14 protein-coding genes and 1 pseudogene are annotated in these 25,701 nt (G+C 50.0%); 7 read left to right on the top strand and 8 right to left on the bottom strand.

Annotation, left to right across the window (positions count from 1 at the left end):
- Positions 1–168: 168 nt before the first annotated feature.
- Positions 169–1,668 (bottom strand): hypothetical protein, encoded by a 1,500-nt coding sequence (locus ST42_RS07975; protein WP_197068930.1) that lies wholly within the window; start codon positions 1,666–1,668, stop codon positions 169–171.
- A gap of 135 nt (positions 1,669–1,803) precedes the next feature.
- The gene (locus tag ST42_RS07970; RefSeq protein ID WP_044073096.1) at positions 1,804–4,608 is read right to left on the bottom strand and encodes a TonB-dependent receptor; all 2,805 of its coding nucleotides are present in this window, start codon (positions 4,606–4,608) and stop codon (positions 1,804–1,806) included.
- 154 nt (positions 4,609–4,762) lie between these two features.
- Between ST42_RS07970 and ST42_RS07965 the strand changes: the two are divergent.
- The 3 genes and pseudogenes from ST42_RS07965 to ST42_RS07955 all read left to right on the top strand — a co-directional run.
- Positions 4,763–5,017 (top strand): annotated as a pseudogene (locus tag ST42_RS07965) (AAA family ATPase); the annotation flags it as partial.
- A 176-nt stretch (positions 5,018–5,193) separates the two neighbouring features.
- Entirely contained in the window at positions 5,194–6,441 is a 1,248-nt protein-coding gene (locus tag ST42_RS07960) for an ATP-binding protein (RefSeq protein ID WP_044064467.1), read from the top strand.
- Positions 6,442–6,571: 130 nt separating this feature from the next.
- A complete protein-coding gene (locus tag ST42_RS07955) occupies positions 6,572–7,972 on the top strand; it encodes an ATP-binding protein (protein WP_044064466.1) in 1,401 nt (466 codons plus the stop codon).
- A 465-nt stretch (positions 7,973–8,437) separates the two neighbouring features.
- On the opposite strand, the gene ST42_RS07950 is transcribed toward ST42_RS07955, so the two are convergent.
- On the bottom strand, positions 8,438–9,337 hold the full coding sequence (locus ST42_RS07950) for a hypothetical protein (RefSeq protein WP_316931652.1): 900 nt from the start codon (positions 9,335–9,337) through the stop codon (positions 8,438–8,440).
- Between the two features lie 779 nt (positions 9,338–10,116).
- Between ST42_RS07950 and ST42_RS13195 the strand changes: the two genes are divergently transcribed.
- Both ST42_RS13195 and ST42_RS07940 read left to right on the top strand, forming a co-directional pair.
- Complete coding sequence (locus tag ST42_RS13195; RefSeq protein WP_082028619.1) at positions 10,117–13,281, top strand: DUF5689 domain-containing protein; 3,165 nt, start codon at positions 10,117–10,119, stop codon at positions 13,279–13,281.
- A gap of 366 nt (positions 13,282–13,647) precedes the next feature.
- Complete coding sequence (locus ST42_RS07940; RefSeq protein WP_044073094.1) at positions 13,648–14,154, top strand: hypothetical protein; 507 nt, start codon at positions 13,648–13,650, stop codon at positions 14,152–14,154.
- Positions 14,155–14,320: 166 nt separating this feature from the next.
- On the opposite strand, the gene ST42_RS07935 is transcribed toward ST42_RS07940, so the two are convergent.
- Both ST42_RS07935 and gltX read right to left on the bottom strand, forming a co-directional pair.
- Complete coding sequence (locus tag ST42_RS07935; RefSeq protein WP_044073093.1) at positions 14,321–15,544, bottom strand: 3-deoxy-D-manno-octulosonic acid transferase; 1,224 nt, start codon at positions 15,542–15,544, stop codon at positions 14,321–14,323.
- 102 nt (positions 15,545–15,646) lie between these two features.
- Complete coding sequence (gene gltX, locus ST42_RS07930; protein ID WP_042519477.1) at positions 15,647–17,164, bottom strand: glutamate--tRNA ligase; 1,518 nt, start codon at positions 17,162–17,164, stop codon at positions 15,647–15,649.
- A 260-nt stretch (positions 17,165–17,424) separates the two neighbouring features.
- On the opposite strand from gltX, the gene ST42_RS07925 reads away from it, so the two are divergent.
- Positions 17,425–19,503: an HD family phosphohydrolase gene (locus ST42_RS07925; RefSeq protein ID WP_022316799.1), complete on the top strand. Its 2,079-nt coding sequence runs from the start codon at positions 17,425–17,427 to the stop codon at positions 19,501–19,503.
- Between the two features lie 198 nt (positions 19,504–19,701).
- Entirely contained in the window at positions 19,702–21,261 is a 1,560-nt protein-coding gene (locus ST42_RS07920; protein ID WP_044073092.1) for an OmpP1/FadL family transporter, read from the top strand.
- Between the two features lie 178 nt (positions 21,262–21,439).
- Here the strand turns inward: ST42_RS07920 and priA are convergent, their stop codons facing one another.
- The 3 genes from priA to ST42_RS07900 form a co-directional block, all read right to left on the bottom strand.
- A complete protein-coding gene (priA, locus tag ST42_RS07915; protein WP_044073091.1) occupies positions 21,440–23,725 on the bottom strand; it encodes a replication restart helicase PriA in 2,286 nt (761 codons plus the stop codon).
- Positions 23,726–23,772: 47 nt separating this feature from the next.
- The gene (locus tag ST42_RS07910; protein WP_022316804.1) at positions 23,773–24,285 is read right to left on the bottom strand and encodes a gamma carbonic anhydrase family protein; all 513 of its coding nucleotides are present in this window, start codon (positions 24,283–24,285) and stop codon (positions 23,773–23,775) included.
- 371 nt (positions 24,286–24,656) lie between these two features.
- The gene (locus tag ST42_RS07900; RefSeq protein ID WP_044073087.1) at positions 24,657–25,649 is read right to left on the bottom strand and encodes a malate dehydrogenase; all 993 of its coding nucleotides are present in this window, start codon (positions 25,647–25,649) and stop codon (positions 24,657–24,659) included.
- Between the last annotated feature and the right edge of the window lie 52 nt (positions 25,650–25,701).

Here is a 25,701-nt window from a genome sequence, read left to right as displayed (position 1 = left end):
GGAAGAGTGTATTTTAGCTAACCTCACCCCAAAGGGACTACTTGCTGTTTGGGGATAAACGTACTACTTGTAGATTGGAGTTAAATGGTCTATTGGCTGAACGGAATCAAAAAAATGAGGGTATGTCAAAAACGACACACCCTCATCAATATTACAGGTTATTAAGATTTAGTAGTTTGTGTTCTGCGGGTCGAAGTTAGTCCAGTTTGCAGTCCAGTCGGTTCCTCCGAATGCTCCCACGTATGCCACTTTCTCGAATCCTGCGAGCAGAGCGTCTGTGAATGAAGCTCCAGTGAGCAGCGGACTGCCGGCGAGAGGACGGTAGCCAGTCATGTCAAACCATCCTGTTGCAGCCTGAGAGTATACGTTGCCCGGCTGTGCGAGGAAGAACTTCGCTGAGAAAGAATCGTTTTCAGGATTGCTGAGCACCTTGTTCTTGTCAGTTCCGATGGCGTCAACGTTAGTCATATAGATGTTCTGCAGTTTTAGCAAAGCTGATGTTGCTGCACCCTGGGTGTCACCCAGGTCGTTGTCGAGGATAAGACCTACGGGCCAGCCTACTATCACTGAGTTGAAGCAGCTCAGATGAGAGTCGCGGCGGATTTGCATACCGCTCTGGAAGCGTCCGAGACCAGAACCGTTGTTAGGGTTCATGCTGCCAGCTGTGATATATGAAGCGTCGTTTACGAAGTCAGCTGCACCAGCCTTAGGACCCACGAAGGTGATGTTCGAGAATACGGCAGAGGTGTGAGGGTCAGCGTTTGTTCCCTTTGCGTTGTTGTCGCTTTCGAATCCGTTGCTCATAGACTTGTCGGCAATCTTCGGGTCGCGGATGGAGAGACCATACTGCACATGGCCGCTGAATCCGTTGTCGGTATCGAAGTCGTCGTCCCATCCTTTATAGGCGATGAGGTATTTGCAGTCAACAGTACCGCCGAACCACTCGTAGGAGTCATCGTTAGAGTAAGACACCTGTACGTGGTCGATTTTTGTCTGCTTTCCCACGGAGCCGAGAGTGAGTCCGTTGATTTCCTGGTCCGTTGCGAACGGATAGCCGGCGAACTCGATGCGCACGTAGCTCAGCACACCAGAGTTGTCGTTGTCGTCGTTGCCACCGTGCTTTGTGCGCGGACCGCCTTCAATCTGCTGTTCAGTGGCGTTTGTGCGAGCCTTGCCGCAGATGATGATGCCACCCCAGTCGCCAGGACGGCGGCTGCCGGCAGCCTGCTCAGAAGTGAATACGATAGGCTGTGTCTCAGAACCCTGGGCTATTAGCTTTCCGCCACGCTCTGCTATGAGGGCGGCCTTGGTGTCTTTGTCGCCCTTGATAACGGTTCCCGGTTCGATAGTCAGTTCAGCGCCGTCGGCGATGTACACCCAACCTTTCAGAATATATGTACCTTTCTTCAGAGTCTGCTTTCCTGTGAACACGAACTCCTGGTCACCGTTTCCAATCTGGGTTCCGTTGTCGTTCACCTCTTTGCTGCCTGCTTTGTCGCTCTCCGTGAAGAGCACGTGGTCGCAGGCGTTGATGCCGCCGTTTACTGTCCATACGGCAGTGGAGGCATTGTTCTTTCCGTTGTTGTCATCATCATCGCTGCACGCAGTTAACATTGTTCCTGCAAGTGCGAGGATGCCAAGGCATCCGTAAAATTTTGTCTTGTTCATAATTTATTATTTAGAATAATAGTTTTTTTGTTGAGGCTAGGCTTTCTAGATATTCTAGCCTATTATAGACTTTCAAGATATTCTAGGCTTTCTAGGTCTTCTGGGAATTCTGGATTATATAGAAGGGGTATGCTCTTAGAGTTTATAGGTGATGCTCAGACCGATGTTGCGGCCAGGCTTGAAACTTCTCGTTATCTGCTCCACCTTCTTTGTGGTGCCGTCGTTGAGAGTTGCCGTCACGAATTCCTTGTAGTAAACCCTCTGGGCGAGAATGTCGCGTATGTTTGCCTTCACCTCCCAATGTGTTCCGAATTTCTTCGATACTGACAGGTCGAGCACGTCGCGTGGCATCTCGTAGCTGTCGGGCACTCTGAGCGCCTCGTTGCCACTTGTCGTTCCTTCGCTGCGTCCCACACCGATGATTCTTTTTCCGATGCGGTTGTAGAGTAGGGCGGCATCGAGTTGCAGCTTTTCGTTCTTGTAGAAGATTCCCGTATTCACGAGATATGGCGACTGGCCTTGCATAGGACGGTTTTCCATCAGCGTAGTGCCGCTGAAGTTCACTCTGCTCTTTATCAGTGCTCCGTTGAACGACCAACTGAAGTTCGGCAGTCCGATAAACGAGAGGTCTTTCTTTATGTCCACCTCTATACCGTAGTTGTTTGCGTGGTCGGCATTTGTGTAAGAGTATATCAGTCTGTTGCCGCCAGAGAGGGTATATGTCCATTCTATCGGAGCGTCGAAATATTTGTAGAACAGTGCCACAGAGATCAGTTCGCCTCTTGATGGGTAGAACTCGTAGCGCAGGTCGAGGTTCTGCACGTAGCATGGTGTCAGTTCCGTATTTCCCTTCACGTCGGCGGCGAGGTCGAAGTCGTAGAATACCGACGGTGACACTTCGCGGAACTCCGGGCGGTTCACCGTCTTGCCGTATGAGAGGCGCAGCTGGTGTTTGTCGGAGATTTTGTATGTGGTGTTGAGCGACGGGAAAAGGTCGCTGTATTTATAGAAATGGCTCAACGGGCTCGGGCGGTCGTCGCGGGTGTTGGTCACCAGTTCCATCTTGTCGTATTCATAGCGCACGCCGGCATATACGTTCAGTTTGCCAAGGGGTATGGTGGCAGCGAGATATCCTGCCCCCATAGTGTTGTGTCCCTTATAGTTGTCTCTCATGTTCGGCTCTTCCAGCAGATACAGCTTGTCCTGTCCGAAGTTGTCACTGTTGCTCAGCAGTGTAGGTAAATCGCTTTTGCGGAAGTCCGCAGGCAGAGTGTTGTTTTCCGGCTCCCAGTTGTATATGAACTCGCGAGTCTTGTATTCACGTGTACGGTATTCACCGTATGCACCAACCTTTATGGATGGTCTCCATCCGTTCAGGTCGAAGTCGTGTTTGTCGTTTACTGCAGCCGACAGTATATGCTCGTCGAGCTTTGTCCATTCCCTCGAGATGTCGTTTCCTGTGGTCAGCTGTATCGTTCCCGTCTCCAGAGCGTCGTTCTGCAGATAGCGTCGGCGGTCAGGCACGTTGCGGTTGGCATAAGAGTAGCTGAGACTCCAGTCCAGTTCATCGTCGTTCAGCGTATGCTTGCCCGTGAACTGTCCGTTGTATGTCGTGCGGCTACGATAGTAATATTCCGCCGAGCGAGTGTCGTTGTTCTGTTCGTCCACTCCCTGTCTGAACGTGTAGCGGTCGTTGCCCAGCTGGTTGAAGATGTTTTTCATCTGGAACTTGCTGTTGCCTCCGGCAGTGAGCAGCGTCAGATTGAGCATAGCGCCGAGACGGGCGTTGTGGTTATACTGGTTGTCGAGAGAGTTGCTCAGGTATATGGAACGGTCGTTGCGCTCGTCGTACACACCGAACTGGTTGTTCTGCATATCACTGAACGTGCGGTATTCGTTTGTGTAGTTCAATGCGGCAATCATTCCAAGATGGTTTCTGCCCAGTTTCCATCTTCTGCCGATGTTTGCCGACAGTTTCAGGTCGCCGAAAGGCTTCATGCTCTTTGTTGTCCAATCATTGTTCAGTCCGTTCCCCGTCAGGTCCGTTCCTCCGTTGCCGATAGGGCGGAGTGAGGCATTGAATCCCCCGTTGAGACTTCTCATGCCGTTGTCGAATCCGAGGAAATCAGTTGCCGAACCCTTGGCATGTGTGAAGTCGTGGAACACCGATGTCGTGTTCCAGTTGCCGCCCACCTGCACCTGCGTGATGCTTTCTGCCGGTATGTCTTTGGTGTTCACCACGATGAATCCACCGGTGTAGTCGGCAGGATATTCCGGTGACGGCGTTTTCACGATCTGCATGTTGTCGATCTGTGCGCTCGGTATGAGGTCGAAGGAGAAAGCCCTCGAATCAGCCTCAGAGCTTGGTGCCGCCCCACCGTTTATCCACACATTGTTGTATCTCTGCGACAAGCCGCGCACCATCACGAACTTGTCATCGATGAGGCTTACGCCCGGCACACGTCTGATCACCTCTCCCGCATTGGAGTCCTGTGTCTTTCCTATTTCCTGTGCCGAGACGTTGTTCACTATGACGGGACTGTTCTTCGCTACTTGCACCATAGCCGTTTCCGTGTTTCTCCGTGCGATCCCGGTTACGGTGACTTCACCCAGCGTCTGTTCTTCGGGCGTCAGCGCTACGCTAATCATCTGAGGCTGGTCACTCGCCAGAACCCCGTCAATTTTTTTATTCTCGTATGCCACGTACTTTATCGTCAGCGAGTACTTGGCGTTTGAATCCAATCCTGTAAGCTTGAAGTTGCCGTCAATGTCAGTAGCGGCAATGAAATCGGTGCCGTCCACCTGCACCGTAGCTCCTATGAGAGCCTCATTCGACTTTGCGTCGGTCACTTTGCCGATGATGTCGGCGGCCATTGTCCCTATCACAGGGACGACCATCATCATTGTGGTTGCCAGAACCTTCTTTACCTTTCTGTCCATACAATAAAATCGTTTGTTTTCTTTGTCCGGTGCAAAGATAGGGGCGTTATGTTACAGTATGGTTTCAACAATGTTGTCATATTCGTACATAAGTGCTACAATGCCGTTGCATGTCTTCTGTCTGTTTGACAGCCAAAGGAGTTTGTCAGGGAAAACATTTCTTATAAACATGATGCGCAAATACGATGTGCAGCCTGTCGACATTACACGTGTTGAGGCTCCTGCCAGCGAGTTTGATGCTCCTACGGAGAATATGCCGACCATAATGCCGCTGCTCTACCAGAGCGGCTACATCACCATAAAAGACTACAACAGAGATTATGACTACTATACTCTCGACGTGCCTAACAAAGAAGTGAGGCTTGGACTTACCAAGGCATTGATCCCATCAACGGATATTACTTTATAGGGTGCCCAGTTCTATGTTCTCGTTTTAGAGTACGTTTTAGTAACGCTACAAACATCATCCCAGTCTTCTCTATTTAATAAAACTGCGGATATCCGCAAAAATCTTTCATGGAATTGATAAAATGACTATATTTGCAGAAGAAAAATGCGGATATCCGCAAAAATCTTTTGTAGACTATGGTTATAGAGAGAAATAAATATCTGCAGGAACTGGTCAGTTGTCGGCATAACGGACTGGTGAAGATTATTACAGGAATGAGGCGTTGCGGCAAATCGTTCCTGCTGTTCAGACTGTTCCGAAGGTTTCTTGAGGATAATGGAGTGGCGAACGACCATATCGTGGAAATGGCTTTCGATGATTACGCTTTCAAGGAATTTCGCAATCCCGACAAGTTCTATGCCTACGTGAAGGGCAGGATTATCGACGACCAACCTTATTATATATTGCTTGATGAGGTGCAGATGCTTGATGAGTTTGAGGATGTGCTCAACGGACTGTTGCATATCCCCAATGCCGACGTGTATGTGACGGGCAGCAATGCCAAGTTCCTTTCAAAGGACATAATAACCGAATTTCGTGGCAGGGGCTATCAGATACATGTGTCGCCATTGAGCTTTGCAGAGTTCATGAGCGTTTATGAGGGCGACCGCGAGGATGGCTGGAACGAATATCTGCTTTATGGCGGACTGCCACCTGTAGTGCTTCTGAAAACGGAAGAGGAGAAAGTGAAGCTCCTTGACAGTCTGCTGGCTGAGACATATATAATAGATGTTGTGAACCGAAACAAGATAAAGAACGATTCAGAACTGAATGATCTCTTCAAGATTCTTGCCTCGGGGATAGGTGGACTGACAAATCCGCAGCGTCTTTCAAATACCTTCCAGTCTGTGAAGAATGTATCCATAAGTCCGGCAACGATAAAGAAATACATCGAATGCCTTTCTGATGCATTCCTTCTGGAGTCTTGCAACCGTTATGACGTGAAGGGAAGGAAATACATCGGTACTCCGTTGAAATATTATTTCTCCGATTTGGGCATACGCAATGCCCTGCTCGGTTTCCGTCAGCAGGAGAAGACCCATCTTATGGAGAATGCCGTATACAATGAACTTTGTGCAAGGGGCTATAGTGTTGATGTCGGCAATGTGGAAGTGAATACCGTAGACGAGAAAGGAACCAAGGTAAGGCGAATGCTTGAGGTGGATTTCGTGTGCAACCGTGGTTACAAGCGCTGCTACATACAGTCGGCACTCAGTCTGCCAGACAGAGAGAAGATGCAGCAGGAGTCAGCTTCCTTGCTCCGCATCGACGACAGTTTCATGAAATACGTCATAACCGGCGACCGCATAAAGAAATACCAGAACGACGACGGTATCGTAATAATGAATGTGCTTGATTTCCTATTGGACGAGCAGTCGGTATAACCCTTCGGGGAAAGAAAAAATCAATATTATGTATGCATAAAATATATGTTTCCACTTGCAGCGCATTCATAAAAACATTATTTTTGCAAAAACATATTTTGAAAAATCATTTTCAGAAAAATCATATTCTATGGAATTTGTAGACAGAGGCAAGGAACAGAAGCGTCTTAAAAGGGCTTTTGAATCCGAGACGAAGAAATTCGTCGTGATATATGGGCGCAGACGTCTTGGCAAGTCAACATTGCTGAAGAGAGTGATAACTGACGAAGACGTGTATTTTGAAGCAGGCCGCCAAGAGACACAAGTGCAGATTTCGCTCCTGGCTGGTACGATAGCCAATTTGTACAGCGGATTTGACATGCCTCTTTATCCTACGTGGGAGTCTGTGCTTACGGCATTCAACAAGGTATGCAGGGAAAATACCGTGCTCGTACTTGATGAGTTCCCATATATGGTGGAGAAGGATTCCTCTTTGCCTTCCGTCTTGCAGCATATCCTTGATAGTGGTGAACTGCGGTATAATCTTGTAATCTGCGGTTCATCACAGCGTATGATGCAGCATTTTGTACTTGACAGTACAGACCCTCTATACGGCAGGGCACACGAAAAGATGAACCTTCGTCCGATTCGTCCGCAGCATTGGCAGGAAGCCATACATTTAGACGCTGTCAGCACGATAGAAGAGTACAGCGTGTGGGGCGGTGTGCCCCGCTATTGGACTCTGCGTGAGGAATATCCGTCATTGCGCGAAGCAATAAACGAACTGATACTCGACGAGCACGGCATTCTGTACGGTGAGCCGAGTGCGCTCTTTATTGATGAGGCTAACGACATAGCTCCATTCCAGTCCATCATGACAGCCCTCGGGCATGGCAACACACGATATTCTGCCGTGGCATCAGCCATAGGAAAGAAGACGACGGAGATATCCAAGCCGTTGAATGCCTTGACGGAGATGTCGTATATCAGTAAAGAAATTCCTTTCGGTGAAAGTGAGGAAAAGACAAAAAAGACATTGTATGTCATCGATGACAACTTCATGGCGTTCTACTATACGTTTATCGAGCCTCACCGTTCGATGCTTGCTCTCGGAAGAACATCTTTTGTTATGCAGAAAATAGGAAGCGGTTTCCCTGCATTCGTAGGGAATGTATGGGAGCGGCTGTGTCAGACAGCTGTTTCGGGGAACGAGCTTTTCGGACATACATGGGGGATGGCCCGCCGCTGGTGGGGAAAGGCTTCTGTTTATGAAGACGGGCGTAAGACACCTGTAGGCTATGAAGACCTGGAGTTTGATGTCGTGGCAGAAGCCATCGGTGACAAGAACACAATCCTTGTAGGAGAATGCAAATGGAAATCAGCAGACTTTGCAGACCGTCTGCTTGCCAAACTGAAGGCAAAGACAGAAAAGGCTCCATTCTCGCAAGGCAAGAATATCGTGTATGTGCTCTTCCTTAAAGAGCACCCTCTTTCCGAGGTAGACTGCTGCATCCTTTATCCTGACGATGTGTTGAAATATCAGCCGGAATGACATTCTGGCCATACATTTTGCTGTTGCAATTTGCATCATCAAGAAAATAGAAAAGCGGAATCGCAAAGTTTTGAACTTGCAATTCCGTTTTGTATTAATTCAGAAGATCCTAATTTCTTTTGTGGTTTATAAATGTCGCCATATTGCAGGGATATACAGACCTTGCCGGTTGGCGGAATTAATTCAACCCAAATCGGTCATTAGGGCTTGCTTGGATTTGGATTTTTAGAAGAGTGGATTTTGTTTGGCTTTTGATGAGTAATAGCGAGTGTCGATATGAGTAAAAGTTGCCAATAACGCTGATTTTCAGTAAAATCAAGAATTTTCAAAAAAACTGTCAGATTATCTGGTTTTTCGTTGTAACATTCTGATAAACAGACAGTTGGTTGTCGTCCGATTGTCAGCCAACTGTCTGGATGGTTTGCTGATGAAAGGGGATTAAGAACATTCAGATTTTCTTATATTTTATTTTGTCATTTCTGAGATTTCTTCAAGTGGTATCTTCGTTATATTGGAGATTGTTTCTATAGACATTCCATTGCCTAACATAGCCTTTACCATAGAGTGTATTTGCTCTTTTTGCTCAGCAATAGTCTTGTCCTTTTGCATAAGGGCAGTATCCCTGTTCTCTATAGCCGAGAAGAATTCGTCCTCCACGTTCATGTCCTGGCGCAGCTTTGAGTCAGAGGCTGCTGTGATAAGCCGGTGCAGGATGTGCATCATCTCAAGGTCGCCATTGAACTTGTCTTCATCAACGCTCAATACCTGGTGGTTGCCTTTCTCCTTCAGACTTTGGTCAAAGACGCTGAGCACTTTGTCGAGACGGTTGTTCACGTGTCCTCTAAGACGAGGTATCTGCACGATAATGCTGTCATGCGTAAGACTGTCAACAAAGGGGTCTGGAATGCCTTTCGTAACATGGTTCCCGTCGTAGTCAAGAGCCTTATGCTTGACGTACAGCACAGGTTCTTCTATATCGCCCACTTTATGTCCGAGCAGATATACGGCAATCATAGGGATGCCGTAGCCGTCGTTTTCGCAGTCTTTAAGGATATTCTCCGGATTGGCATACTGTGCACCGAGATATTGGCGGAAGCGTAGCGTCTCCGTTTCGAGCCATGTCTTCTGTAGTTCTATGAGCACAAGTTTCGTCGAGCCGTCTTCTTCTTTTATCCTTGCTCCGAAATCGATTCTGAACATTGAAATATTGTCTCTTGTACCGTTGGTATATTCGTTGCGGCGCATGTCAACCTCTACCACTTCTTTTTTCAAAAGAGCGGAGATAAGAGTCTTTGCTATGCGCTCGTCCTCCATAAGGTATTTGAATACAGAGTCGTATATCGGATTAGCAATGTTTACCATCATAGGCTTTATACTTATTTGTTTTCTGCAAACACTTTGCCAACGAGTGCAAAAGAGAGTTTACTCTCAATTTGCCGAGTGCCGCAAAGTGTTATGCAAATATACATGTATTTTCTATAAAGTCCAAAGCATCAGGTGTAATAATTCTCTGTCTAACCGGAAAAATATGTGTCGTTCGTCATGTCGTAGTAGTCATTCAGAGCCTGAAAATCCTTATTATAAATAAGGAATGACACGTTGCCGGAATTCATTTAGCGCATACTTACACCTTATGACCGATTTGACGTAGAATGGGCACGCCGCTTGCCCAACAAGGGCAAGGTGCTTGCCCCACATGGGCACGCTGCTTGCCCCGGATGGGCAGAAAAGACGCCAGGCGGTTGCCCAATAAGTTAATGTTGTAATATCCATATTCCTGTTTTCAGGATTCTGCCAACACATGCAATTCCTGTCGTCTGAACACCTGCTGTCAGATACTTCCTCTTATCTGCAAATCATCCAGACAATCGGCTGACAATCGTCAGATAGTCAACTGTCTGTTTGTCAGAATGTTACAATGAAAAACCAGACAATCTGACAGTTTCGACCGTTTTTTGTGATATGACATTTTTCTTTATACTATTTCCGTTATGACTGTTTCTCCTTTCTGTCACAAATATTATAATAATCTTGTAAAAATGCAGTTTAGTGGCGTAAAATATTTGTATTTTGTTTAAAAATGTCTATATTTGCAAAATCTGTGATTTGTGACACGAGTATCAACATTATAAACCCCTTTAAATATGAAACACTTATTCCAATCAAAGACGATGGCAGCATGGATCACTATGCTTCTCGTCACCATTTGTGCTCTGCCAGAAAGAGTCGCGGCACAGATCATTTTCCAAGAAGATTTCGATTATCCCGTGGGCGACCTGCAATCGCAGGGAGGTTGGGTGCGTTATGGCAGCAATGCCGAAGCCCCGATCCAGGTGCTCGACAAGCAGCTCTCTTATCCTGGATATAACGACGACGCTCCGGCAAAGAGCGTGAAGATAACATCTGTTAAGTCTGGTGAAGACCTCATGATGAGATTCACCGACGATGATGAAGGTGTGAAATCAGGCAACCTGTATTTCTCAGCCCTCATCAATGTGGAGAGCCAGCCTCAGGGCAATGTCTACGTCATGGCGTTTGTGCCGAGAACCAAGAAGTCGGTAATCGCCGCAGGCATCAATCCTGTGGAACTCGGCCGACTCTTCATCGGTGAAGGCACCAGCGACGACGAAGTGAAGATCGGTGTAGAGCGCGGTGCGGCGAATCCGGTATTCTCAGACACTCCGCTGAAGCTCAACCAGACCTACCTCGTGGTGTTGAGATATGAGATAAATTCGCAGGACAAGGGCAAGGACAACGTGTACCTATATGTCAACCCGGCGAATTTCAAGAAAGAACCAGCAACTCCAAACGCCGTCATCGACGGTGTGAACCAAAGCGGCAGCGGATTGGGCAACTATGGTCTGCAGGGCTTTGAGTTGCGCCAGGGCACCAACGCCACCGTCACCTCTCCGGAACTGTATGTCGCCTCAGTGCGCATTTCCGACACCTTCGCCGGCCTCTTCGGTGAGAAAAGCGAGGATAAGACACCGAGGGTTGGCATCTCGAAGAAGAACATCATTCTGGGCGACGTGTATACAGGCGATGAATACAGCGAGACAGTCACCGTCACTGGTGAGAACCTCACCGGCGATATCACCGTGGAGTCATCCTCTCCGGCAGTCACCGTGTCGCCAGCCACCCTTTCTGCCGCCGATGCGATGAGTGGCGATGGAGCACAGCTGAAGATCAACGTGGCATATACAGAAGGCACACAGAACGCTGTGCTCACGCTGAAGAGCGAGGGAGCCGCCGACTCCCAGATAAAGATTTCATGGACGGGATACACCGTACCGGAGATAAAGACCCTGAAAGCCCTCTATAGTGAAGACCCGGAGCAAGGACTCACCTATAACTATACCGGCGAGGCGGTAGTCTCGTTTGTAGACCGTGGCGGCGACAAACCTGTATATTATCTGCAAGACGAGACCGGCGCCATCACTCTGTCAGACGAATGGGGTATCCTCACCAAGACCGATTATAACGTGGGCGACAAACTCACTGGCGTCATTCTCGGCATACAAGACGTGATGGGCACTATCAGTGCGATGCCGTTCAACAGAAACCTCGGCAAGGTGCTCTCTACAGGCAATGTGGTGGTTCCCGTTGAGGCCACTCTCTCTCAGCTCAAGGCTTCGCCCGCCGACTATCTGCAGCAGGTGGTGAAGGTGAAAGACCTCAAGTTCAAAGACGTTGCCGAAGGCGCTACCTTCGCTGAAGGCATGAAGCAGCCAGTAGTCACCGACGGAACTGAAGAGGCTAATGTGCGCATCTTCAAGGGCACATCGCTCATCGGCACGGCAATCCCTACAGCCGACGTGACGCTCACCGGACTCTTCACATCCAAGAAAATGCTCATCATCGGTCCGCGTGGAGCTGAAGACATCGTGGAGCAGCAGCCTCAGGGCGAACCAGTCATCACGATAACCCCGGAGAAGATTACCCAGGCTGCAGGAGCATTGGGCAAGACCGTTGAAGTGGCAACCATCCATGTGTCGGCACAGAACATGAAATATGCCACCACCTTCGAACTCGCCGGCAAGAATGCCGACCAGTTCTCAATCTCGCAGTCTACTGTCGAGAAAGGCTCTACGGAGACCGACATCGTGATTTCTTACACCCCGACAGAGGTTGCCGTACACAAGGCATACCTGATGGTAAACTGTCCGAGCATCGAGGACTACTACAAGACCATAAACTTCAGTGCATACGCCATCGACGAGCAGAATCCGCCAACCATAACCCTCAACCCGACAGCCCTGGAGCCGTTCACGGCAAAGGTGAACGAGAGCAGCGAGCAGACCATCGAGGTGACCACGGCAAACATGCCAGACTATACCTACGTGAAGGTGAAGGACGCCGGACAGTTCATTCTCAGCAACACGATGCTCCTGCGCAACATGGCGAATACCGTGAAGATAACCTTCCAGCCCAAGGTGGAGGGAACATACTCCACAGCACTCGTTTTCTCAGCCCTCGGCATGGAAGACGTTGAAGTTCCGATTTCAGGCGTTGCCACAGGCGAGCCACAAGAAGAACCTAAGGAAGGCGTAGACTTCGTGCTCAGCGACGAGAACCCATTGACGGAACTCAACGAGACCTTCGACAACATCGACCGCAACAAACCTCTCGCTCTCGACCGCTGGACCAACTCCGCCATCATCGGAACACGGGCATGGTGGGGATATTCATTCCCAGACTACGACCAGGAGAGTCCGAACGAGAAGGTAGCCAAGATCACTCCATTCGACTCCAAGATGGAGAGCGGCATGGGCGTACCGGTGCAGATGATGCTCGTCACTCCTCCGCTCGACTTCAAGAACGCCAAGAACAACATCTTCACTTTCAGGGTGCGCGGCGACTATCTGCAGGACAACCAGACAGACAAGCTCGAACTTTGCTATGTCGACATTACTGAGGGCGAACCGTATATCCAGCCTCTGACAGAATGCCGCATGCCTTGCACCAAGGACGAGAGCGGCAAGTGGTATCCGTATACCGTAGACCTCACCGGTCAGCAGCTTGCCGACGTGTTCTTCATGGCGTTCCGTTTCACAAGCGCCCGTGGATGTGACAATGCAGCGACATATTATGTCGACGACGTGACCTACTCACAAGAGACTTCCGGCATCTCTACTCTCGACATGACAGAGAAAGCCCGTGTTTCAGTCTACGACCTCGCCGGCAACAAGGTTGCAGAAATGTCAAACGCCACAGCGGGCCAGGCTGTCGGCGGACTTGCCAAGGGCATGTATATCATCAAGACCGTTTCTGCCAACGGCATCAAGACGGGCAAGGTGCAGATAAAATGACGATAATCCTTAGGAAATAATCAAAAAACCGCAGCGTGTCAACTCGACGGCGTTGCGGTTTTTTTAGGAGGTATTGAATCGTTGATGTGCTAAAAATGTGAAGCTTTACACATTTTTGGTACTTGTTTTGTGCGAATCTACACATTTTCGACACATTGTTCGTGTTTTTAGTGTACAAGTTTATTGTCTGATTGTTAAACAATATTAATGTCTGTTCATAATCCTGCGTATTGTGCGTTAATAGAGTGACGGCAGGAGGAGAATCTTGAAGACCTCTCAGACAAGCTCGACAGCATTGATGACGACGACGATGATGATGACTCGTTCGACCTTGGCGATCTCTCGGTACTGTCAGGTCTGGGCGACTTGGGAAAACTGGCAAAGGCTTTTGGCGGGAAAATCGTTGATGGTACCGATACTATAGAGACGAAAGAAGGCAAGACCATCCTCAAGTCGAACAGGCAGCGGATAGTGATAGAGAAAGATGGTTCGATGACTATTGACGATGGTGAGGGAAACGTCATGAAAATAGGAGCCGACGGCAATGTAAAGGGAATGCAGCAGTCTGCTTCCAAACCTCTCGTGGGCAGCAACACCGATCCCATCCAGCAGTTCGGCAACCTTCGTGCCGCTTATCTCAATAATCTGAGAGACAATATTGACAACACCAACCTGCTGACCGGACTCGCAAATTCCATCCTCGACCTCTGCAAGCAGAAGGGATCGGTGATGACTATGGATGAGCGCGCATTGTGTATCGACGGTATGAAAGAGCTGCAGGAGCGTACTCCCGACAAATATATCAAGGGTATATTTAATGTGGCGATCAACAGTCTGAAGAAAATCTCCGGAACCGAGCTCCAGGGCAAATGATGATGCTGACTCTCGAATTGGAAGAAGTCAGCCCCCCAGACATACATGAATGAATAAATACGGCAATCCCCGGCATTCTATGCAGACCACATGGCCTGTGAAGAATGTCGGGGCTTGTCATATTGTTTGTTGTCCTGCTGACAGGAAGTCGGTCGTGATTATTCCATTATAGTCCCATACCCTTGATAACCTTGTCGGCAGCACCGGCTTTCGTCTTCACATAGGCACCGGCCAGATCAGACGAAATGCTGAGATATTCGGCGTCAGAGTCGAAGCGGTCCATGATTCTCTCAAAGTCCTCGTAGCTGTTTATCTCCATTCCGCCCTGTGTGGCGAGCAGTTCCTGAGCCTCCTGGAAACGCTTGTTGTTGGGGCCGAATATCACCGGCACGTTCCATACGGCAGCCTCCAGCACATTGTGGATACCCACTCCGAATCCGCCACCCACATAGGTGACCTTTGCACAAGAGTATATGCTCGACAGGAGTCCGAAGCAGTCAATTATCAGGCAGTCAGCCTTGGCTGCCTCTTCGGGAGTGGTTTGGGTGTAGCGCACGGCGGTGCGGTTGAGCTTCGAGAGTATCTGCTGCAGATGGTCTTCGCCTATCACATGAGGGGCGATGACGATGCGCCAGTCCTTGTGATCGTTGAAATAGCGGATGAAGATATCCTCGTCTGGCGGCCAGCTGCTTCCGGCAACGAACACTTTGTAGCCCTTGGCGAAGGCATCCACGATAGGCATCTGCTTCTGACTTGCGCTCTGCTTTATCTCCAGCACGCGGTCGAAGCGCGTGTCGCCTGTAATCTCCACATTCGTTATGCCGAGTGTGGCGAGCAGTTCGCGGCTCTTCTCGTTCTGCACGAAGAATCGTGTGACGCAGTTCAGCACGCGGCGATAGCTGTTGCCATACCAGCGGAAGAACACCTGCTGCGGGCGGAAGATGCTGCTCACGCTGTATACGGGGATGTCGTGTTTCTTCATGTATGTCATGTAGTTCCACCAGAACTCATACTTGATGAAGAACGCCATCTCCGGGTGTATTATCTTGAAGAAGCGTCTGACGTTGAGCGGAGTGTCGAGCGGCAGGTAGCAGACGATGTCGGCCCCCTCGTAGTTCTTCCTCACTTCGTATCCAGAAGGGGAGAAGAATGTGAGGAGAATCTTGTATTCGGGATGGCTCTTGCGCAGACGCTCCATTATGGGGCGTCCCTGCTCAAACTCTCCGAGCGATGCTGCATGGAACCACAGGTATTTCGCATTCGGGTCTGTCTTCTGCCTCAGTATGTCGAAAGTTTCTCTTTCCCCTCGCCACATCTTGCGTATCTTGCTGTTCCAACGGCTGGCTATCGCCACACCAAGAAGGTATATATATATAATGATGTTGTACACGCCTGCTTCTTTGTTGCTTTTAGTTCTTTATTCCAGTTTCTCTCTCTGCCCTTGTGGCTCTCCCTCGGTGGAAGGGAGAGCGGGCATATAGAATGCGGTTTGTTATTTCAGCACTTCAATGGCTTTTCTGAGTCTCTTCAGTGTCTCCTCCTTGCCGAGGAAGGCAGTGATGTCGAACATGCCGGGACCCTTGCCGATGCCGACGAGAGCCAGACGGAAGGCGTTCATCACGTCGCCGAGCTTGTAACCCTTGCTCTCCACCCATGCGAGAACCACTTTCTCCTGGTTTTCGAGAGAGAAGTCGTCGATGCCTTCTATCACGTCGGCAAGTTCGCCCATTACCACGGCAGAGTCAGCCTTCCAGCGCTTGCGGACAGTCTTCTCGTCGTATTCCGTAGGAGCGATGAAGAAGAATGAGCAGAGAGGCCACAGCTCCTTTACGAAGCTTACGCGGTCTTTCATCATCGACACCACCTTGGTGATGCGCTCCATCGACTCGTCCACGCCGTTGCCGGCAACGATCGGGGCGAAGAGTTCTGCAATCTCCTCGTTGCTCTTGCGCAGGATATATTCATGGTTGAACCAGATGCCCTTCTGATAGTCGAAGCGTGCTCCCGCCTTGCTGCATTTTGTGATGTCGAACTGCTCCACGAGTTCCTGCAGAGAGAACAGCTCCTGCTCTGTGCCTGGGTTCCATCCGAGCAGGGCAAGGAAGTTTATTACTGCCTCCGGGAAATATCCGCTCTCACGGAAACCATTGCTCACGTCGCCGGTCTTGGGGTCGTGCCATTCCAGCGGGAACACAGGGAATCCGAGGCGGTCGCCATCGCGCTTGCTCAGTTTTCCCTTGCCGTCTGGTTTCAGCAGCAGAGGCAGGTGGGCGAAGCGTGGCATTGTGTCTTCCCATCCGAACGCACGGTACAGTAGGACGTGGAGTGGGGCGCTTGGCAACCATTCCTCGCCGCGTATCACATGGCTTATCTCCATCAGATGGTCGTCAACGATGTTGGCGAGATGATAGGTAGGCAGCTCGTCGGCACTCTTGTAGAGCACCTTGTCGTCGAGGATGTCGCTCTTTATCACCACGTCGCCGCGGATCATGTCGTTGACATGGATCTCCTCTCCCGGCTGGATGAGGAAACGCACTACATACTGCTTGCCGTCGGCGATGAGGGCTTCAACCTCCTCCTTTGGCATGGCAAGCGAGTTGCGCATCTGCATGCGGGTGTGTGCATCATACTGGAAGTTCTTTATCTCTGCACGTTTGGCGTCGAGCTCCTCAGGAGTGTCGAAGGCGATGTATGCCTTGCCGGCATCCAGCAGCTGGTCTACGTACTTCTTGTAGATGTCGCGGCGCTCGCTCTGGCGGTAAGGACCATAGTTTCCGCCGAAGCTCACTCCCTCGTCGAACTTGATGCCGAGCCACTTGAACGACTCGATGATGTATTCTTCAGCACCGGGTACGAAACGATTGGAGTCGGTATCCTCGATACGGAACACGAGATCGCCGCCGTGCTGCTTGGCGAAGAGATAGTTGTATAATGCTGTGCGCACGCCGCCGATGTGTAAGGCGCCCGTGGGACTTGGTGCGAAACGCACCCTAACTTTTCTTTCTGACATTGCTATGTGTATATGTGAATTTATTGATTTTATTACCTCGTAATGCCGCATTTGGGCAAGAGATATATGCTAAACCGTGCAAAAATACAACTTTTTTATCAATTGTTGTATTATTTTTTGTATTTTCGCAGTTGAAACGTGCCTTATATATATATAATAGGTACTTTTCGGAGGCTAAAACCGAGATAATACACTGTAATTAATGCTGGCGCCAGCTACACTGGTTTGTCGTTGCGCCGGACTTATAAAAGAATGAGAATATGAATAAGTACGACATGTCTGAACGCAACCAATGGAAGAAGATCCTCAGCCGTATGGCGCTGGTCCTGATTTCCGTGGTCATCATCGTATTGTTTATTCCGCGCAACAGCGGACCGCAGTTCCGCTACGACGTGGGAAAGCCGTGGATGTATGGTTCGCTGATTGCCAAGTTCGACTTCCCGATATACAAGACCGACGAGGCGATAAAGCAGGAGCGCGACAGCTTGCTGCGCAACTTCGAACCTTACTTCAACTTTAAGGAGAATATGGAGAGCGCCCAGATGACACGCTTCTTCGAGGACTTCACCGGCGGACTGCCTGGTATGCCGGCTACCTACACCAACATCGTGGCAGACAAGCTGCACCAGCTGTACAAGTCTGGAATCATGGGGGCGACGGAATTCTCGTCGATAGCCCAGGATACCACCAAGATGATAAGGGTCATTGACGGCAAGACTGCTTACAGCGTGCGCATATCCAGAGTGTTGTCAACAATGACCGCCTATGAGCAGATATACCTTGACGAGAGACTCGCACCCTACCGTGCGCAGCTGCAGCGTTGCAATCTCAACGAATACATAGAGCCGAACCTGATATACGACAAGGAGAGGAGCGAGGCAGAGAAGAACGATCTGCTCGGGCAGATACCGCTGGCAAGCGGTATGGTGCTCGCCGGACAGAAAATCGTGGACAGGGGAGAAATCGTTGACGACTACACCTTCCGTGTGCTCAGTTCATTTGAAAAGGAGACCCAGCGCCGTAGCGCCAGCACAACCGCCGTGCCTTCTACCATTGCCGGACAGGTGATATTCGTTTCGCTCTTCATAATCCTCTTCACCATGTATCTCGGCATGTTCCGCCGCGACTATTTCAGCAAGCCGCGCAGCATAGCCATGCTCTATGCGATGATCACCGTCTTTCCTATCCTCGTGTCGCTGATGATAGAACACAATGTGTTCAGCGTCTACATACTGCCTTTTGCCATGGCGCCCATATTCATCCGTGTGTTCATGGACTCGCGTACGGCATTCCTTACACACATCGTGATGGTGATGTTGTGTGCGGCGGCGGTGAAATATCAGTATGAGTTCATCATCGTGCAGCTCGTGGCGGGACTCGTGGCGATATACTCGCTGAGGGAACTATCGCAGCGAGGGCAGCTCTTCAAGACGGCGCTCTTCGTGACGTTGGCGAGCTGCGCCATCTACTTCGCCCTGCAGCTGATGACAGACAATACGTTCACTACCATTGACAACAGCATGTATAAGTATTTCGTGATAAACGGTATAATGCTGCTCTTCGTGTATCCTCTCATGCTCATCATCGAGAAGACGTTCGGATTCATATCCAACGTTACGCTCATCGAGCTGTCGAATACCAGCAAGGACCTGCTGCGCCGGTTGAGCGAGGTGGCGCCGGGAACGTTCCAGCATTCTATAATGGTTAGCAACCTTGCCTCTGCCATCGCCGAGAAGATCGGGGCAAAGGCGCAGCTGGTGCGTACAGGAGCCTTGTATCATGACATCGGCAAGATGCAGAATCCGGCATTCTTCACTGAGAACCAGAATGGCGTGAACCCTCTCGACAACATGTCGAGGATTGATGCCGCACATATTGTGATAAACCATGTGACAGACGGACTGAAACTGGCGGAGAAGTATAATCTGCCGGGAGTGATAAAGGACTTCATCAGCACTCACCATGGTGCGGGAATGACGAAGTATTTCTATGTGTCGTATCGCAACGAGCATCCGGATGAGCCTATAGACGATTCGCTCTTCACCTATCCAGGCCCTAATCCGTTCACCCGCGAACAAGCTATCCTGATGATGGCAGACAGCGTTGAGGCTGCCGCACGCTCGCTTCCGGAATATACGGAATTCAGCATCAGCAATATCGTGAACAAGATTGTGGACGGACAACTGAAGGAGGGATACTTTGAGTATTGCCCGATCACATTCCACGACATCGCGATGGCCAAGCAGGTGTTGATAGAAAGACTCAAGTCCATTTATCATACGAGAGTGAGCTATCCTGAACTGAAGAAGCCGGCTCTGAAGAGAGACGACGAGGAATAGGCAAGTGGGGGTAACATACACATTTGGGGATAAATATGGAAGGTTTGTGCTATAATTCTTGCACAAACCTTTTGTTTTGCGCAAAACATAGGCGTTTTGTGGTTAAGCAATGTTAAACAAACAACTCTTTATACGGAAATAAAGGACAAATAAGATACCTTTGCAACCAATTTGTTTTAAAAAGTATTTTAGGTAAAGATGATTAATTTAAAAAATGTTTGCTTGGCAGCCCTGTTGTCGGCATCCGCAGTAACCGCCACTGCTGGCGGTCTGCTCACTAACACCAACCAGAACATTGCTTTCAACCGTATGATGAGCCGTGAGGCATCTATCGGCATTGACGGAGTGTATTACAACCCTGCCGGTGTGGCATTTATGAAAGACGGCCATCACCTCAGCATCAATCTGCAGACTGCATGGCAGACACGTACTATCGAGAACGACTACGCTCTCTTCAACTACAACGTAAAGAATCCTACTACGCCAAGGAAATTCGAGGGTAAGGCTTTTGCCCCTGTAATTCCTTCGTTCCAGTATGCATACAACAAGAACAGATGGTCGTTCCAGGCCAACTTCGACCTTGCCGGAGGAGGTGGAAAATGTAAGTTCGACAACGGACTCGGTTCTTTCGAGAAGGTTGTGGCAAACATCGGTTTCCTCGGCAACTCCCTCGCTCCATATCTTAACGGCATATTGCCGGTAAATCCTAATATCGCAAACCCTGCAACGGGAACGATGGGAGGATATGGATATACCTACGACAGCTTCATGCGCGGTCGTCAGTATTACTATGGACTTTCTGTCGGCGCTGCCTACAGAATCAACGACCACCTGTCTGTATTCGGAGGCGTGAGAGGAATCTACGCCACATGTAACTACTACGGATATGTGAAGAACATCGCTTTCGTGGGTAACAACGGTGCCAAACTGCCACTCTCTACTATGGTGGACAGAAACGATCCGGAGAGTTCAGACATTGAGCTGAACACCGACCAGACTGGTTATGGCTTCACTCCAATCATCGGTATCGACTACAAGACCGGCCGTTGGAACTTCTCTGCAAAGTATGAGTTCAAGACCCATCTGTGTCTTGTAAACCAGGGTACCGTCATCACTCCTGTGAAGAAGCTGAACGCTATCGGTGAGAACCTTGCTGCCGCCGGTGTTCCGGTACAGGTGCTCCAGGGCATCAGTCCGGCAATCCAGCAGGCAAAGGAGAACATCAACGAGCTTATTGCTGAGTATGACCCAGAGCAGAACCACAAGGATGCCGGTGACATTCCTGCATTGCTCACCCTCGGAGTGGGCTATAGTCCTATCGATGCTCTCCGCATCAATGTGGGCTTCCACTGGTTTGACGACAAGGAGGCAACCTCTGGATACAATTGGACCAAGGCCGACGGAACGAAGGAGCGTGTAGACCGTCACAAGAATCTCAAACGTGGTACACTGGAGTATAATGCCGGTGCTGAGTATGACGTGAACAAGATGCTCACCGTGAGTGCAGGATGGCAGAGCACAAACTATGGTCTGTCGGATGCCTCAATGGACGACAAGTCGTTTGTAGTAAGTTCAAACTCTGTCGGTTTCGGTGCGAAAGTGAACCTGACAAGCAAGATGTCACTCTCCGTAGCTTATTTCCATACCTTCTACAAGCACAAGAAGACTTCGGAGCAGGTGTCAGAAAAGCTGACTTATACAGCAGACTACACTCGTAACAATGATGTGCTTGGTGTTGGTCTTGACATCGATTTCTGATAAGAAACTACTCTTTGAAATAACACACATAAATGATGAATCCCCAGTTGTCTCGGTGTGAGAGAACTGGGGATTATTCGTAGTACGCTTGCCTTTAGGTGTGTTTGTAATAGTAATAAAGGCAATTTATTTTTCTTGATTTGTTATTCTGTATTGTTTGTCGGAAGTCGGATGACTGTCAGCTCGGGTCCACGTCGTAGTAAATCTGCAGGGAGGAGTATCGCTTGTCCTGTTCCATCTGGCGCTCGGCGAGCAACAGACACTGGCGCACCCTCTTCATGTCGATACCCGGTTCGAGCTTCAGCATTATCTTGCGGATGAAGAATGTGCGCACCTTCGATACCGCAGGCTTGTCAGGACCGAGCACCCTTGCTCCAAGCCATTGTCTCAGTCTGCCGCCCATCTCTATCGCTGCCGTGTTCACGCGGTCATCGTCTTTGTGCTTCAGGTAGACATATATGAGCCTATAGAAGGGAGGGTAGTGGAACAGTCGTCTCTCTGCCATCAGCTGTGAATAGAATGCCCGCCAGTTGTTTGTCACCACTTGTTCTATGATGGGCTGCTCCACGTCTTTCGTCTGCAGTATCACCAGTCCGCGGTCGCCTTTCCTTCCTGCTCTTCCCGCCACCTGCGACATCATGGTGAAGGCGTGTTCGTATGCCCTGAAGTCGGGCACGTTGAGCATGGAGTCGGCATTCAGTATTCCCACCACACGTACGTGGTCGAAATCGAGTCCCTTGCTCACCATCTGCGTTCCGATGAGAATCTTCGTACGCCCGGCAGAGAAGTCATTTATTATTCTCTCGTATGCGTTGCGGGAACGGGTAGTGTCGAGGTCCATCCTGGCAACGGGCACGTTGGGGAACAGTTCCATTATCTTCTCCTCAATCTTCTCCGTTCCATACCCATAGGGCCTCAGGTCCTCCCCCTCGCAGTTCGGACATTTCTTTGGCACGCTGTAGGTGAAACCGCAGTAGTGACATGTCAGCATGTTCATGTTCTTGTGGAAGGTGAGGGAGACATCGCAGTTTTCGCATTTCGGCACCCATCCGCAGGTGCGGCATTCCACCATCGGTGCAAAACCGCGCCTGTTCTGGAACAGTATCACCTGCTCCCCGTTATCCAATGCCTTTTTCATCGTCTGGAGCAGCAGCGGTGATATCGGACCGTACATCATCTTGCGGCGTTGCATGTCCTTCACGTCCACTACCTTTATCTCCGGCATCTCGATGCCCTTGTATCTCTCGTCGAGTTCCACAAGACCGTATTTGCCTGTCTCGGCGTTATGCCAGCTCTCTGCCGACGGTGTGGCGGAGCCCAACAGCGTTTTCGCTCCATGCTGGTGGGCGAGCATTATCGCCACGCTGCGGGCATGGTAGCGCGGTGCAGGGTCCTGCTGTTTGAAAGACGTTTCATGTTCCTCGTCGATTATCACGAGACCGAGTTTGGAGAACGGCAGCAATACGGCGGAGCGTGCTCCCAGTATCACATCGTAAGGTGAGTCGGAGAGTTGCTTCTTCCATATCTCCACCCTCTCGGCATCACTGTATTTGGAATGGTAGATACCGAGTCTGTCGCCAAACACCTTCTGAAGCCTTTGTCTTATCTGTACCGTCAGGGCGATTTCCGGCAGGAGATAGAGCACCTGCTCGTGGCGCTCCAGTGCCTGCTTGATGAGATGGATGTATATCTCCGTCTTGCCGCTCGACGTCACGCCGCGCAGCAGCACCACATTCTTTTTCAGAAACTGGAACAGTATGTTGTTGTATGCCTCCTGCTGTGCTGCCGACAGTCGCTTCACGTTGTCGAGCTGAGGCACTCCGCCACAGTTCAGACGTCCCACCTCCTTCTCGTAGGTCACGAGCATCTTCTTGTCCAGCAGTTGCTTCATGACTCCGGCTGTGGCATGCGATTCGTTTATCAGTTCATCTTTCGTCACCTCCACCACCGGTTCGTCGGTGCAGTCGCCAACAATGGTGTCCCAGTGGGAGAGTGTCAGATATGTGTTGAATGTCTTGAGTTGTGCCAGTGCTCTCTTCAGCATGCCGAAAGCGATGTGCAGCGCCTGTTCGTGGCGCAGGTTCTCAGGCAGTGTGACGTAGGTCTCCGTCTTCGGCCTGAACCCGTCCTCAGCCTTCAGTCCGGCAGGCAATGCGGCGTTGAAGACCTCGCCGATGGGAGACATGTAATAATCTGCAATCCAGTTCCACATCCGCAGCTGGTCTTCGGTCACGATAGGCGTCGTGTCGAGCACCCTCGTGATGTCCTTTACCTTGAATTCCGGCTCCTTGTCGTGGATGCGCACCGCCAGTCCCACCATCATCTTCTGCTTGCCGAACGGCACGATAACCCTTACGCCGCTCTTCACCGCCTCTGTCAACGGCTCCGGAATGGAGTAGGTGAAGAGACTGTTGAGGGGCAGCGGCAATATGATGTCAACGTATGTCGTCGGTCTTTCTGTCATAGGATGATATGTGGTTGTGATGCTCTTGGATTGTGGAAACGTCGTTTTCAGTCTTGTTCCTCAAGATACCACTTTGAATATTCCACGTAGTGTTGTGCGAAGCTCTCCGCCTGGTTCGGTCTCGTCTTCTTGATGAATTTTGCCGGTACACCTCCCCAGATTTCATGTTCGCCGATTTTAGTGCCTCCCAGAACGAGTGCTCCGGCGGCAACTACTGCTCCTTCGCCCACTTCAGCGTTGTCGAGCACCGTCGCGCCCATGCCTATCAGGGCACCTCGGCGCACTGTGCATGCATGTACTGTGGCATTGTGGCCTATTGACACATCGTCCTCGATTATCGTAGGTCCTGTCTGGTTGGTCACATGTACGCAGGCTCCGTCCTGCACGTTCACTCTGTTGCCGATTGTAATGGGGGCCACATCGCCGCGCACCACGGCATTGAACCATATTGAGCATTCGTCGCCCATCGTCACTTCGCCGACAATTGCGGCGTTCTCACTGAAATAGCAGTCCTTGCCCCATTTGGGAGTGAGACCCTTTATTGATTTTATAAGTGCCATTGATTTTTCTTGTTATGTATATTATTAATCTTCTGCAAATGTACTTCTTTTTTTTGTCATTCAGCAGTTGCAGGATAATTATTCTTTGTCAAGAGCAAAGCTATGGTCATTGAGGCGATAAACGATATAACCTTCGGCAGAGATACTTGTTTGCGATTTGGGTTAAATGAATTGCCCCAAAATACGAAGACAAAAATATATGCCAAAAATCCCCCACGTCGTGGGGAACAGAACCCCCTAATGTGGGGTTTCATTCCCCACGCCGTGGGGGAAAATATTAATCAAATATTATTCATCAAGAAAACGGGCGACATGGAATTGTCTTCCTTGTCGCCCGCATATCTTTTGTGCCGTTATTGTCGGCAGATGAATTAGAGGTTCGGGTTCATCTTTGTCCACTCTGCCACAGGAGGAACGATGCCGAGTTCAACAATCTCGTCGCGCATCTTGCAGAGGTGCTCATAAGACTTGGCAAGAGAAGCCATCTCCTCTTCTGTTCCCTTAGGCTCAACGAAGTGAACGCCAGTCTTGTCGATAGTTGTAGGCATAGCCATCATCACGTTCTTGAATCCGCACTTGTCGCAGTTTACGTAGCATCCTGCAGGCAGTGTGAACTCCTTGCCGCCCATGGCAGCCTCGATCATCTTCACGGCATTGTAAGCAGGGCTCTGGAAAGAGCTGCGGCCGCGGAGCTTGATGATGTTAGAACCACCCTGTACGGTGTGGTGCTTGATTTCCTCCCAACGCTCTGCAGAGAGACCCATCTCAGAGAGAGGCTTGCCGTCAACCTTAACCTGAGAAGCGAATACGGCCATCTGCTCGCCGTGGCCACCGTATGTGTGAGCACCGGTCACCTTGTCCTGCTGAACGCCGAACTCCAGTGCGAGAGCCTGCTGCAGACGAGTAGAGTCGAGGGCAGCGAGAGAAGTCAGCTGGTTTGGCTTCAGACCAGAGTGGATGAGTGCTGTCAGGGCTGTTACGTCAGCAGGGTTGAAGATAACAACCACGTGCTTAACATCAGGACAATATTTCTTGATGTTGTCACCGAACTCAGCGGCGATCTTGCAGTTGCCCTTCAGCAAATCCTCACGTGTCATGCCGTCCTTGCGAGGAGCGCCACCTGAAGAAATGATAGATTTAGCACCAGTGAAAGCCTCTGCCGGGTCAACAGTATATGTTACGTTAGCGCCAGGGAATGCACACTGCTGGATTTCGTCGAATACGCCGTGAACACCTGGCTCATAGATATCATAAAGACAAATGTTAGGAGTGAGGCCGAGCATCAAAGCGCTCTGTACCATGTTAGAACCGATCATACCGCCTGCACCGACGATAACAAGTTTTTCGTTAGTTAAAAATTCCATAGTTGTAAATTTATTTTTATGTATATTCGTTGTCTTGTCATTCGCACCGCAA

Origin of the sequence: Prevotella pectinovora, assembly GCF_000834015.1 — a bacterium.
GTDB lineage: Bacteria > Bacteroidota > Bacteroidia > Bacteroidales > Bacteroidaceae > Prevotella > Prevotella pectinovora.
Note: the sequence above shows the minus strand (reverse complement) of the source record. Positions and strands in the feature narration are given on the sequence as shown.